The following is a 13307-nucleotide window of genomic DNA, read 5'->3' on the forward strand; positions in this document are numbered from 1 at the left end:
AAAGGACAACACTAAGGGTTTTCTAAACATGTCAGAACAAAATAACACTGAAATGGCTTTCCAGATCCAACGTATCTATACCAAGGATGTGTCTTTCGAAGCGCCAAATGCACCGCATGTTTTCCAGAAAGATTGGCAGCCAGAGGTTAAACTGGATCTTGATACCGCATCTACCCAACTGGCAGATGACGTGTATGAAGTAGTGCTGCGTGTCACCGTAACGGCTTCCTTGGGTGAAGAAACTGCGTTCCTGTGCGAAGTTCAGCAGGGCGGTATTTTCTCCATCAGTGGTATCGAAGGGACTCAGATGGCGCATTGCCTGGGCGCATACTGCCCGAACATTCTGTTCCCGTATGCCCGTGAATGCATCACCAGCCTGGTATCACGCGGTACGTTCCCGCAACTGAACCTTGCGCCGGTCAACTTTGATGCGCTGTTCATGAACTATTTACAGCAGCAGGCTGGCGAAGGTACTGAAGAACATCAGGATGCCTGATGAACCAAAGTAATGCTTCAATGACTGTGATTGGTGCCGGCTCGTACGGCACCGCTCTTGCCATCACCCTGGCAAGAAATGGCCATCAGGTTGTCCTGTGGGGCCATGATCCGAAACATATCGCGACCCTTGAGCACGATCGCTGCAACGTCGCGTTCCTCCCTGATGTGCCTTTTCCCGAAACGCTGCGCCTGGAAAGTGATTTAGCCACTGCGCTGGCCGCCAGTCGTAATATCCTGGTGGTGGTGCCGAGCCACGTCTTTGGCGAAGTGCTGCGTAACATCAAACCGCTGATGCGTCCTGACGCACGACTGGTCTGGGCGACAAAAGGTCTGGAGGCGGAAACGGGACGTCTGCTGCAGGACGTCGCACGCGAAGCACTGGGGGATGCTATTCCACTGGCGGTCATCTCCGGTCCGACGTTCGCCAAAGAGCTGGCAGCAGGTATGCCGACGGCGATCTCTCTGGCCTCGACGGACGACGCCTTTGCTGACGATCTCCAGCAGTTGCTGCACTGCGGCAAAAGCTTTCGCGTTTACAGCAACCCGGATTTCATTGGCGTGCAGCTTGGCGGCGCGGTGAAAAACGTCATTGCGATTGGTGCGGGGATGTCTGACGGCATCGGTTTTGGCGCGAATGCGCGTACCGCATTGATCACCCGTGGACTGACCGAAATGTCTCGCCTTGGCGCGGCGCTGGGTGCCGATCCTGCCACCTTTATGGGGATGGCGGGTTTAGGCGATCTGGTGCTGACCTGTACCGACAACCAGTCGCGTAACCGTCGTTTTGGCATGATGCTCGGCCAGGGTATGGACGTGCAGGGCGCGCAGGACAAGATTGGTCAGGTGGTTGAAGGCTACCGCAATACGAAAGAAGTTCGTGAATTGGCGCACCGTTTTGGTGTCGAGATGCCAATAACCGAGGAAATTTATCAAGTATTGTATTGCGGAAAAAACGCGCGCGAGGCAGCATTGACATTATTAGGTCGTGCACGCAAGGACGAGCGAAGCAGCCACTAGCCGTCAGGAACCGTTTCAATCTAACGACCCGACCCGCGAAGAACGGGTCGGTCGTTTTGCTACCTTCTGGAGTACGCAATGCCGTGTGAAGAACTGGATATCGTCTGGAAAAACATTAAAGCGGAAGCCCGGGCACTGGCGGAATGTGAGCCAATGTTGGCCAGTTTTTACCACGCAACGCTGCTCAAGCATGAAAATCTCGGCAGTGCGCTAAGCTATATGCTGGCGAATAAACTCGCTTCTCCAATCATGCCCGCCATTGCGATTCGCGAAGTCGTGGAAGAGGCCTATGCCGCCGATCCTGAAATGATTGCCTCAGCGGCCTGTGATATTCAGGCGGTACGTACGCGTGACCCGGCTGTCGATAAATATTCCACCCCACTTCTGTACCTGAAGGGTTTTCATGCGCTTCAGGCCTACCGTATCGGTCACTGGCTGTGGCATCAGGGGCGTCAGGCGCTGGCGATCTTCCTGCAAAATCAGGTGTCCGTTACCTTCCAGGTAGACATTCATCCGGCGGCAAAAATTGGCCGTGGGATTATGCTCGATCACGCAACCGGCATTGTGGTCGGTGAAACGGCAGTGATTGAAAATGATGTCTCTATTCTGCAATCCGTCACACTCGGCGGGACCGGTAAAGCCGGCGGCGATCGTCATCCGAAAATTCGTGAAGGTGTAATGATTGGCGCGGGAGCAAAAATTCTCGGCAACATTGAAGTCGGGCGCGGCGCGAAGATTGGCGCAGGTTCCGTGGTTTTACAACCGGTACCCCCGCATACCACTGCGGCAGGCGTACCTGCACGCATTGTCGGTAAGCCTGACAGCGATAAACCGTCTATGGATATGGATCAGCATTTCAACGGGATACATCATACTTTCGAATACGGCGATGGCATCTGATTTCGAGCTATCTTACTTGTCATCTTGAACCCGGGCTGTGCTCGCCATCCTCAGGTACTGCGCGCAGTCCATGTTCAACCTGACTGCGCCGATAACGCTCGAAAAGTAAACGTTATATTCTGCTGTAGGTCGGATAAGGCGTTAGCCGCACCCGACACAAATCAACTACGCAATACCGCGCCGGGATAACCTAACTGGCGCCAGGCCTCATACACCACCACCGACACCGCATTTGACAGGTTCATGCTGCGACTGTCCGGCATCATCGGAATTCGAATTTTTTGTTCGGCTGGCAGCGCGTCGAGGATGCTGGGTGGCAGACCGCGAGTTTCCGGGCCAAACATCAGATAATCCCCATCCTGATAGCTTACTGCGCTATGCGCTGGCGTACCTTTGGTGGTCAGGGCAAACAGACGTTGCGGATTTTCTGCGGCGACGAAGCTGGCGTAATCAGGGTGGCGCAGCACGGCGGTAAACTCATGGTAATCCAGCCCCGCGCGACGCAGGCGCTTGTCGTCCCAGGTAAAGCCCATTGGCTCAATAATATGCAGACGAAAGCCGGTGTTGGCGCAAAGACGGATAATATTGCCGGTATTTGGCGGGATTTCTGGTTCGAATAAAACGATGTTAAGCATACTGCCCCCTTGATAACGGGGGGCAGAATAGCAGAAAGAGCGGGTACTATGCGACGGTCAGCGCGTGCGGTTTATAGCGTTGCAGTTTGTAAATCGTTGCGGCAGCCGCAACCAGCGCCGGAAGGCTGAGGAACATTAATATACTGTCTGCCTGCCATTGCAGGGAAAGCAACTGGGCGCTCATCATCGTTCCGGCTACGCCACCGAAGCGGCCCACGCCCTGCATCCAGGCAATGCCCGTCGCGCGACAGTGGGTCGGATAAAACGTGGCGGCCAGCGTCTGCAGCCCGGACTGCGCGCCGTTCATGGTAATCCCCATCAGGAAGATCAGTGCGCCGAACAAGATGATATGGTTATGTTCAAACCCGAGAGCGAGGGCAAACAGCATCGTCAGAATAAAGCCGAGTGACACCACTTTATGTGCTTCCCAGCGATCCATTAACCAACCGGCCAGCAGGATCCCCGCAGTACCGCCGAAGGTAAATAGCGATGTCAGCCAGGCGGATTCAGCCAGCGGATAGCCCATTCCCAGCATCAGCGTTGGCATCCAGCTCAACAGCACGTAATAGATAACCAATCCCATAAAGTAGGTCATCCAGAGCATCAGCGTGCCCGGCAGCCAGGGCATACTGAATAGCTGTGCCACGCTGCCTTTTTTGACCGTGACGCGGTCTTCATCCAGATAAAACTGGGTAACCTGTTCCAGACTTCCCGACATAAAGCGTTGAGCAATGCGTTTAACCTGTGCAACCCCTTTACCGCGGTGAACCAGATACTTCACCGACTCCGGCAGGAACAGCACCAACAATACGGTGAGGGCCAGCGGGGCGATCGCACCGGCAAGCAGGACGCTGTGCCAGCCGTAGTTAGGGATAAGCCAGGAGGAGATCACCCCGCCGCCTGCAGCCCCTAACGGAAAGCCGCAGTACATGGTGTTAATCGCCATTGAACGACAGCGTTTTGGTGCAAATTCTGACACCAGGGTGATGGCATTGGGCATTGCAGCACCAAGACCCAGCCCGGTGAGAAAGCGCCAAAATGTGAGCATATTCAGCGTCTGGGCATAGGCAGTTCCCAGACTGGCGAGGCCAAAAAACAGACAGGAAAAGACCAGAACACGCTTACGGCCCATACGATCGGAAATCGGCCCGGCCAGCAGTGCACCAAATGACAGGCCCAATAGCGCGGCGCTTAACACCGGTCCAAGGTCCTGCTTCTTGATGCCCCAGTCGGCTGAGAGCGTGGGCGCAATATAGCCCATCGCCGCCGTATCGAAGCCGTCGATGGCCAGGACCAGAAAACCCAGGACAATAATGACCCAGTGGAAGCGCGAAAAAGGACTGTCATCTATCGCCTGCTGGATATTCACTTTTCCGGAATAAGCCATGTTACCCTCGCCCGTTATGATGGTTGTTATCTGTATATTTCGCCCTTGTATTAGCTTGTATATACATCTGACAGGTGGATAAAAACTTGTCAAATATATTGGTTATAAATGTTAACTGGTCGTTATTTTTGGATGAAAAATGGCCGGACTGAGAACAGACCGACCATGCAGAAAGTGGGTTTTATGGGGATATTGTTACGCCGCGCTACCCTGAACCAGAGGTGCCAGCGCAGCAGGCAGGCTTTTTCCAAGTTCTTGTACCAGCGAATCATGACTGATGTCGCTAATCGATTTTGCACCGGTCAGGGTCATTGCCACCTTCATCTCTTTCTCGATCAGATTCAGCAGATTCGCTACCCCAGCCTGACCGTGGGTTGCCAGCGCGTACAGATAAGCACGTCCCAGCAGAACACTATCCGCGCCCAGCGCAATCATGCGTACGACGTCCAGACCGTTGCGGATCCCACTGTCTGCCAGAATGGTGATATCGCCTTTTACCGCATCGGCAATAGCGGGTAACGCGCGAGCTGAAGACAGCACGCCGTCTAACTGGCGACCACCGTGGTTAGAGACAACGATGCCATCAGCGCCGAAGCGTACGGCGTCGCGAGCATCTTCAGGATCGAGGATCCCTTTGATCACCATCGGACCATCCCAAAATTCGCGGATCCACTCGAGGTCTTTCCAGGAAATTGACGGATCGAAGTTATTCGCCAGCCAACCGATGTAATCCTCAAGGCCGGTGGGTTTGCCAAGATAGGTCGAGATATTGCCTAAATCATGCGGGCGACCGTTCAGGCCAACGTCCCATGCCCATTGTGGATGGGTGACTGCCTGCCAGTAGCGGCGCAGTGCGGCATTTGGGCCGCTCATCCCGGAATGGGCGTCACGGTAGCGTGCGCCAGGTGTTGGCATATCGACGGTAAAAACTAGCGTGGAGCAACCTGCCGCTTTGGCTCGTTCCAGGGCGTTACGCATAAAGCCGCGATCGCGCAGAACATACAGCTGAAACCACATCGGACGCTTGATAGTCGGGGCGACTTCTTCAATCGGGCATACGGATACTGTGGAAAGCGTAAACGGAATGCCTTTGGCATCAGCGGCGGCGGCGGCCTGAACTTCGCCCCGACGCGCATACATGCCGCACAGACCGACAGGTGCAAGGGCCACCGGCATGGAGAGCGTTTCGTTGAACAGCTTTGTCTCCAGGCTCAGGTCGGACATATTCTTCAGCACGCGCTGGCGAAGGGCCACCTCCGACAGGTCTGCCACGTTACGGCGCAAAGTGTGCTCTGCATACGCCCCACCGTCAATATAGTGGAACAAGAAGGGGGGTAGGATGCGCTGGGCTGCGGCGCGATAGTCGCTGGCTGCTGAAATAATCATGTGTTGTTCTCCCTGCTATTCTCACCAGGGTCACCGGGCAGGCGGGTGATTCGCGCCTGGCGGGCCTGATCTTCATCAAATCGTTTAATCGTGGTGTGGACAAAACTGAGGTGCGCCATCATCGCTTTACGCGCGCCGTCGGCATCTCCGGCAACAATCGCATCCAGTACAGCCTGATGCTGTGCCGTCAGTTGTGAAAATACGGGCGGCACGAGGTACATACGCTGGCGGCTCTGTTTCACCGAAGACTGCAATACGTCGAAGAAACCGCGCATGGTCTGTAACAGCACCACGTTGTGTGAGGCCTCTGCAATGGCGAGATGAAAGCGAACGTCTGCCTGCGAGGCGAGATCTGGATCTTCGCTTTGTGTGGCCTCGAAACAGAGCCTGATCTTCTCTTTGTCGGCAGCAGTGGCACGCATAGCTGCGTGCCAGGCGGTGCTGGCTTCGATGGCGTGGCGGGCTTCCAGAATATCGAAACTGTAATCAGGATCGTCCGCCAGCAGGGTTTTCAGCGGCTGAACGATGTTTTGTTCAGACCATGCCTCATGCTGCCAGCGGATAAACGTCCCACCGCCACGACGGCTAATCAGTACGCCTTCACTCACCAGCTTTGCTAACGCCTCGCGCAGCGAGTTGCGCGATACGCCGAGCTGTACGGCCAACTGACGCTCAGCGGGCAACTTCATGCCCGCTTCCAGCTGTTGTTCTTCAATCAGCGCCCGCACACGAGATGCGACTTCGTCTGACAGGCGTCTGGGCATCACTATCATGGAATCATCCAGGTTAAGACATAGGCCTGCAGTGTGGTAATCACACCCACCATGCAGGTGAAAATCAGACTGTGCTTCACGGTAAAGCGGAACAGGTCAGACTCTTTTCCCACTAATCCCACTGCCGCACAGGCGATAGCGATAGATTGCGGAGAGATCATTTTTCCGGTCACGCCGCCGGTGGTATTTGCAGCCACCATCAATACATCCGAAACACCGATTTGCTGAGCGGCCGTGGCCTGTAGGGCGGCAAACAGTGCGTTTGATGAGGTGTCGGATCCAGTCAGGAATACCCCCAGCCAGCCAAGGAACGGCGAGAAGAAGGTAAATGCGCTGCCGGTGTGCGCCAGGGCCAATGCCAGGGTGGATGAAAGCCCGGAGTAGTTAGAGATAAAGGCAAATGCCAGCACCATCCCGATGGAGTAGATAGGTAGCGCCAGATCTTTCAGCGTGCTACCAAAGGTCTGAAGCGCAGCAGACGGCTTCATCTTCAGCCAGACGATGGACAGCAGGGCGGCAAACAGTATTGCTGTACCGGTCGCGGAGAACCAGTCAAATTTGTACACCGCCGCGTAGGCTGTGGCTTCGTGTACGACCGGCGGCATACGGGCAACCAGCTTGTCGAGGAACGGAACCGGAATATTGACCACCCAGTGGTACATCGCGCCGCCTGGAGCAAACAGCGCTTTAAACGGCGGTATGCTCCACAGCGTGACGGTAGCTGTCAGGAACAGGAACGGCGACCAGGCGCGGATAATTTGCCCGGCGGTGTAGCGGGTGCGCGACAGATCCATATCGACCTGCGAAGCGCCCATATCACCAAAGCGGAAGATGCGTACCGGCTGCCAGCGCTTCAGGAACAGCGTCAGACAGACCAGGGAAACCAGAGAAGAGATGATGTCCGGCAGTTCCGGTCCGATAAAGTTAGAGCTGAGATACTGCGCGATAGCAAACGAGCCGCCAGCGACCATCACCGCAGGCCAGGTTTCTTTGACACCACGCCAGCCATCCATAATCGCCATAATCCAGAACAGCACGATAATGGTCAGGAACGGCAGTTGACGGCCCACCATCTGGCCAATCTCGAAGCTGTCCAGCCCGGTAACCTGACCGGCAACCAGAATCGGAATGCCCATTGCCCCAAAAGCGACTGGAGCGGTGTTTACGATCAAGCACAAGCCTGCCGCATACAGTGGGTTAAAGCCAAGGCCAACCAGCAGCGCGGCGGTAATCGCTACCGGAGCACCGAAGCCTGCCGCCCCTTCGAGGAATGCCCCAAAGGAGAAACCGACAATCAGCATTTGCAGACGCTGGTCTGGGGTAATCGAGAGTATCGAGGAGCGGATAATGTCGAACTGCCCGGTCTTCACCGAGATTTTATAGACGAATACCGCGGCGATAATGATCCAGGCAATTGGCCACAGACCGTAGAAGAAACCGTACACTACGGATGCCAGAGCGTGATCGACCGGCATTTTGTAAAACAGCAGGGCGACCGACAAAGCGATCACCACCGTCCATGACGCCGCAACGTAGCCTTTCAGCTTGAGCTTAATCAGGGCGAAGAAAAAGAACAGGATGGGGAGCGATGCGATCAGACTAGAAAGCCAGATGTTACCGGCCGGGTCGTAGTTCTGTTGCCAGAGATTCATTGCAGGTCTCCTGGGGCCGCCGACATAATGGAATGAGTCTTTGCTCAAATCTTCGTCACATTATGTGTAAAAGTGGCCCTGCCAATATTGTTGTGTAGGGGTAATGACAATGAATGGTTAATCAAGTGTTATTTATTGGCAACGGTATTGTACGCACATTTTAATGAAATGTGAGGTACTGGTATGATCTGGCTAAAATTGGTAGGGCCAATTGCGAGGGGGAAGTGAAGGACCGGGCAAGCGGATGTTGCCCGGTGGGAGATCAGAACTCGCTCTTCGCGAAGCCTGTCATTTCTTTCAGGCCCATTTCACGGCCAAGCTCGGTCATCGGGTGAACGACAATCAGGCCGCGCACGCTCTTCTTCAGCTTGCCCATGTCGGCCTGTTCTTTTTTGGTGATGGTACGACGGAAAGGGAGTTTCGTCAGTTTTTGCGCTTCTTTGCTCAGCTTCTGACCATGGACTTCACGCAGACGCGCAATCTCGTTTTCCAGAGTTTCTTTCTCTTGCTCTAGCTCGGCATATTTGTCGGCGGCTTCAACCAGAGACAGGTCAGCCTGCTGGTGGCGGATAGCGTCCAGACGATCGCTCAGGCGTTTAATTTCGTTTTTTTCGACTTCTTTCATAGGATAGCTTCTGATAAAAATAGGATGAATATCCTATAGTATGCGCGCAGAGCGGGATTATTCACAACTAATCGAAGATAAATAATCAAATGTTGCAAGTATTATTCAGCTAATGAAAATATTACTATTTTGATTAATAAGGAATTTTAAGCGATAAGATCGACCATGGCGCATTTTTTTGGCGGGTTCATAGTGAAGCACGTTTTCCTTAATGTATTTGCCAAACCGATCCTAAACTTAAATGATCAACCGCGCAGGCTGAGCGCGGTTAATACATGGAGGAGGGAAGATTATGGCGAAAATAGGTGAGAACGTTTCGGCTCTAATTGATAAGACGGTCGATTTTATGGCTTCAAGCCAGGCTTTTCGCGAGTATCTGAATAAAACACCGCCACGCAACGTTGTCCCTTCTGAAATACCGCAGGAGAATGCGCAGTTGTATCTGCAACGTCTGGCGTACTATCGGCAGCTTTATCGACCGCAGCAGGAAGAGAAATAAGCAAGCATCGTCTTATTTTTGAAAGGCTTTTTTTAAGCTGATTTTAGAAATCAGCTCGGTCAGGGAAAGTACCATCGTGGAGCGCACCATCTGCTGGTAGCGCTGGATCTGCATCGCGTGCAGACCTGAGTCTGAGGTATCAAACTGCGGTGGCGGCGGGAGTGCCGTCACGCAGTGGAGTTCGCCAAACGGACCAAGAATTTCGTCGTCGGTGAACGCATATTCATTGCCGTCATGGTTTAACTCTTCCCGCAGCGCCATCAGAAGCTCGGCGTCTTCATACTCCGGTCGGCTGAGCACGCCCAGACCGTAGATGAGCTTCAGGCGAACGGAAAGATCGCCCAGCGGACCGTCGCCGTCAAGCAGTGGTTCTACAGCATATTTCACCGCATAGTCGTCTTTGCGAAATACCTGAAGCACAAGAATATTCACCGCCTCGGTGAGCAGTTCTACGGCGGTGATGAGGAAGCTGCGTACGGTTTTGCCAGCATTCAGACGCTCAAGCACACGATTTTCAAAGGCCTGCGTTTGTTCCATTATTGCCTGCATATCTGACAATCTATTATTCAGGCGCAGGATATCCTGCGCCAGGTCCTGCATCATTTCTTTGCGTTATACGCGTTAACAGCCTCAAGCACGACATCGCTGTTGGCATCCAGACCGGAAACTTGCGCCAGCGCGGCCTGTGGACCTTTTTCGTCAATCAGCGCGGCCAGTTCCTGTGCCTGCGGATCTTCTTCGCTGCGATAGTGCATCGCTGCCGCAATACCGATAACCAGATTCGCATGCGGCAAACCATACTCCAGCGTACCCAGCAGCGGTTTAATCAGGCGATCTCCCGCACTCAGCTTACGCAGCGGCTGACGACCCACGCGCTCAACGTCATCTTTCAGATACGGGTTTTCAAAGCGACCGAGGATTTTCTGAATGTATGCCGCATGTTTTGCTGCATCAAAACCATAGCGTTTGATCAGTACCGCGCCGCTCTCTTCCATCGCACCTTTTACCACTGCGCGGATTTTCTCGTCGAGAATCGCGTCACGGATGGTCTGATGACCGGTCAATTTTCCGAGGTACGCGGTTATAGCATGCCCGGTGTTCAGCGTGAAGAGTTTACGTTCGACAAATGCCATTAGGTTATCAGTTAATTCCATTCCTGGAATATTTGGTAGTTCACCTTTGAACTGTGTTTTGTCGACAATCCACTCACTGAAGGTTTCTACGGTAACTTCCAGCGGGTCATTGGTTGCTGAAGCTGAAGGCGGAACAATGCGGTCCACGGCGGAATCGACGAAGCCAACATGTTCTTCAACCCAGGCTTTGTCTTCATCTGCCAGCGCGTTCATTACATGGCCTTTCAACTGGGTCGTTCCGCGCACCATGTTTTCACAGGCGATGATATTCAGCGGAGTAGCTATACCCTGTGCCTTGCGTTTAACCAGCCCTTTGGCGATGGCCGGAGCGATACGCTCAAGCACGACTGGACCGACGGCGGTAGTGACTAAATCTACATGGGCAATCAGGTCGACGACATCATCGCCGATGCTGCTCACGGCGTTGACGCCGGAGACGGTATCAACCTGTTCGTTTTCACCTACGACATGAACCTGATAGCTATGACGGGCATTCAGGGCATCGAGTACGACCTGATTTACATCCGCGAACGTCAGCTGTATCCCCGCGTCCGCCAGCAGTTTGCCGATAAAGCCACGACCGATATTACCTGCGCCAAAATGTAATGCTTTCATAGTATTAACCTTCATCAATGTTTTTACCCAAGAGGGCTGGGGTGAGGCTTTTCCCTCAACCTAACCCTCTCCACAAGGGAGAGGATATCGCCTTCATATTTCGAACTGCAGATGCGTTGGCTCTCCTCGCTCACCCCAGTCACGTACTTATGTACGCTCCTGGGGATTCACTGCGTTGCCGCCTTCCTGCAGCTCGAACTATTTTGGAGATACTTAACCGTTAAGCTTTTTTACCCGCCAGCAGCTCCAGAACTTCATCCACGCTGGTGGTATGGGCCAGACGTTCGATCACGGATTCGTCATCCAGCGCGTTGGTCAGGCTGGTAATCACCTGGATGTGCTCGTTGTTACGTGCTGCGATACCAATCACCAGGCGGGCAATATCGTCTTCTTCTTCACCGAAGCGAACGCCTTCCGGGTACTGGCAGAACACCACACCGGTTTTCAGCACACGGTCTTTGGCTTCAACCGTTCCGTGCGGTACTGCAATGGACTCGCCGAGGTAAGTCGGAGTCAGTTTTTCGCGGTCCAGCATCGCCTCGACGTATTCTGGCTCAACGTAACCGCCTTTCACTAGTTGCTCACCAGCAAAGCGAATTGCTTCCTCTTTGTTAGTGGCTTTACGACCGAGGAAGATATTCTCCGCACCCAGTTTGAACAGGTGGGTATCACCCTCTTCAAAGCTGTCTTTCAGGTGATCGCGGACTTTCTCTTCGTTCACGTTGTGGCGCTGTGCAGCGACCAGACGTTCGGTCAGGTTGGAGTACAGGCCGCTGTCGAGGAAGTTGGTCAGCGAAATGTGCTGTGCCTGAGGCACCTGGCGCATCGCGCGTTCGGTCAGGTCACGGTGGGTAATGACCAGATCCACATCCGGCGGCAGATTGTTAATCGCGCTGTTAGTGACGGAAATCTGAGACAGACCTGCATCCTGCACTTTCTTACGCAGTACGCCCGCACCCATGGCGCTGGAACCCATACCGGCATCGCAGGCAACAATGATTTTACGCACATGGCTCAGGTCGTTGGTCACGTCGCCAGCCGCCAGCGGAGATGCGCCTTTGGATTCCGCTTTCATGTCGTGCATACGACGGGTTGCGGCATCAATGTCATCATCTTCTTTCACTTTGCTGGTTTTCAGCAGAATGGCTGAAACCACAAAGGAGACTGCCATAGCAGCACAGATAGCAGCGATGTTAGCGAAGTAAGCACCCTTCGGCGTCATGGCCAGCACGGCCAGGATAGAACCCGGAGAGGCCGGAGAAACCAGACCGCCGTTCAGGATAGTCAGGGTAAATACGCCAGTCATACCGCCGAGGATAACGGCCAGGATCAGACGTGGGTTCATCAGCACGTACGGGAAGTAAATTTCGTGGATACCACCCAGGAAGTGGATGATTGCCGCGCCGCCCGCAGACTGCTTAGCGCTGCCGCGACCGAAGAACATGTATGCCAGCAGAACACCCATACCCGGACCCGGGTTAGCTTCAATCAGGAAGAAGATGGATTTGCCCATCTCATGGGACTGCTGAATTCCCAGCGGTGAGAAAATACCGTGGTTGATGGCGTTGTTGAGGAACAGGATTTTCGCCGGTTCAACGAAGATAGACGCCAGCGGCAGCATGTCATGGACAACCATGAAGTTAACGCCTGCCGCCAGGATTTTGGACAGTGCTTCAACCAATGGGCCAATGCCAAGGAATGCCAGAATGGCGAGGATCATCCCGATGATGCCTGCGGAGAAGTTATTCACCAGCATCTCAAAACCGGACTTGATCTTACCGTCTACCCAGTTGTCGAAATGTTTGATAGCCCAGCCGCCCAGCGGACCTGCGATCATCGCGCCGAGGAACATTGGCATATCTGCACCGACGATAACGCCCATGGTGGTGATAGCACCAACCACGCCGCCACGTTCGCCGCCAACCAGCTTACCACCGGTATAACCGATCAGCAGCGGCAGCAGATAGGTGATCATAGGACCGACAAGCTTCGCCAGCGTTTCGTTCGGCAACCACCCTGTCGGAATGAATAATGCGGTGATAATACCCCACGCGATAAACGCGCCGATATTTGGCATCACCATGTTGCTGAGGAATCGACCAAAGCTTTGCACCTTGATCTTAATATCGGATGACATAAAAACACCCCTTCTTATGTTTGCTATCGCGCAGGCTGAAAGCCCGAGGT

The 13307-nt window shown here is 53.9% G+C and carries 13 protein-coding genes; 4 read left to right on the forward strand and 9 right to left on the reverse strand.

Features of this window, described 5'->3' with window-relative positions; all coding sequences use genetic code 11:
- The first annotated feature begins 28 nt into the window (after positions 1 to 28).
- The 3 genes from secB (at position 29) to cysE (ending at position 2415) form a co-directional block, all read left to right on the forward strand.
- Complete coding sequence (gene secB / locus OGX67_RS02835; protein ID WP_003024155.1) at positions 29 to 496, forward strand: protein-export chaperone SecB; 468 nt, start codon at positions 29 to 31, stop codon at positions 494 to 496.
- Complete coding sequence (gene gpsA, locus OGX67_RS02840; protein ID WP_257651344.1) at positions 496 to 1515, forward strand: NAD(P)H-dependent glycerol-3-phosphate dehydrogenase; 1020 nt, start codon at positions 496 to 498, stop codon at positions 1513 to 1515. The genes secB and gpsA overlap by 1 nt, the downstream gene beginning before the upstream one ends.
- A 78-nt stretch (positions 1516 to 1593) precedes the next feature.
- On the forward strand, positions 1594 to 2415 hold the full coding sequence (cysE, locus tag OGX67_RS02845; RefSeq protein ID WP_003024160.1) for a serine O-acetyltransferase: 822 nt from the start codon (positions 1594 to 1596) through the stop codon (positions 2413 to 2415).
- 161 nt (positions 2416 to 2576) lie between these two features.
- On the opposite strand, the gene trmL is transcribed toward cysE, so the two are convergent.
- The 6 genes from trmL to OGX67_RS02875 all read right to left on the reverse strand — a co-directional run bounded on the left by trmL (position 2577) and on the right by OGX67_RS02875 (position 8873).
- Complete coding sequence (trmL, locus tag OGX67_RS02850) at positions 2577 to 3050, reverse strand: tRNA (uridine(34)/cytosine(34)/5-carboxymethylaminomethyluridine(34)-2'-O)-methyltransferase TrmL (protein WP_003024163.1); 474 nt, start codon at positions 3048 to 3050, stop codon at positions 2577 to 2579.
- Positions 3051 to 3096: 46 nt separating this feature from the next.
- Complete coding sequence (locus OGX67_RS02855; protein ID WP_003024165.1) at positions 3097 to 4437, reverse strand: MFS transporter; 1341 nt, start codon at positions 4435 to 4437, stop codon at positions 3097 to 3099.
- Positions 4438 to 4632: 195 nt separating this feature from the next.
- The gene (lldD, locus tag OGX67_RS02860; protein ID WP_044714161.1) at positions 4633 to 5823 is read right to left on the reverse strand and encodes an FMN-dependent L-lactate dehydrogenase LldD; all 1191 of its coding nucleotides are present in this window, start codon (positions 5821 to 5823) and stop codon (positions 4633 to 4635) included.
- A complete protein-coding gene (gene lldR / locus OGX67_RS02865; protein ID WP_003024170.1) occupies positions 5820 to 6596 on the reverse strand; it encodes a transcriptional regulator LldR in 777 nt (258 codons plus the stop codon). The genes lldD and lldR overlap by 4 nt, the downstream gene beginning before the upstream one ends.
- Entirely contained in the window at positions 6593 to 8248 is a 1656-nt protein-coding gene (gene lldP, locus OGX67_RS02870; RefSeq protein ID WP_003837651.1) for an L-lactate permease, read from the reverse strand. The genes lldR and lldP overlap by 4 nt, the downstream gene beginning before the upstream one ends.
- A 262-nt stretch (positions 8249 to 8510) precedes the next feature.
- On the reverse strand, positions 8511 to 8873 hold the full coding sequence (locus tag OGX67_RS02875) for a YibL family ribosome-associated protein (protein ID WP_003024174.1): 363 nt from the start codon (positions 8871 to 8873) through the stop codon (positions 8511 to 8513).
- 292 nt (positions 8874 to 9165) lie between these two features.
- Between OGX67_RS02875 and OGX67_RS02880 the strand changes: the two genes are divergently transcribed.
- Positions 9166 to 9372 (forward strand): hypothetical protein, encoded by a 207-nt coding sequence (locus OGX67_RS02880; protein WP_003024176.1) that lies wholly within the window; start codon positions 9166 to 9168, stop codon positions 9370 to 9372.
- Between the two features lie 12 nt (positions 9373 to 9384).
- On the opposite strand, the gene mtlR is transcribed toward OGX67_RS02880, so the two are convergent.
- The 3 genes from mtlR to mtlA form a co-directional block, all read right to left on the reverse strand.
- The gene (mtlR, locus tag OGX67_RS02885) at positions 9385 to 9972 is read right to left on the reverse strand and encodes a mannitol operon repressor MtlR (protein ID WP_003024179.1); all 588 of its coding nucleotides are present in this window, start codon (positions 9970 to 9972) and stop codon (positions 9385 to 9387) included.
- Positions 9972 to 11120, reverse strand: a complete 1149-nt coding sequence (gene mtlD / locus OGX67_RS02890) for a mannitol-1-phosphate 5-dehydrogenase (RefSeq protein ID WP_003024180.1) — start codon at positions 11118 to 11120, stop codon at positions 9972 to 9974. The genes mtlR and mtlD overlap by 1 nt, the downstream gene beginning before the upstream one ends.
- Before the next feature lie 220 nt (positions 11121 to 11340).
- Positions 11341 to 13257, reverse strand: a complete 1917-nt coding sequence (gene mtlA / locus OGX67_RS02895) for a PTS mannitol transporter subunit IICBA (protein ID WP_003024181.1) — start codon at positions 13255 to 13257, stop codon at positions 11341 to 11343.
- Positions 13258 to 13307: the final 50 nt, after the last annotated feature.

Origin of the sequence: Citrobacter sp. Cf118, assembly GCF_030334095.1 — a bacterium.
Classification (GTDB): domain Bacteria; phylum Pseudomonadota; class Gammaproteobacteria; order Enterobacterales; family Enterobacteriaceae; genus Citrobacter; species Citrobacter freundii.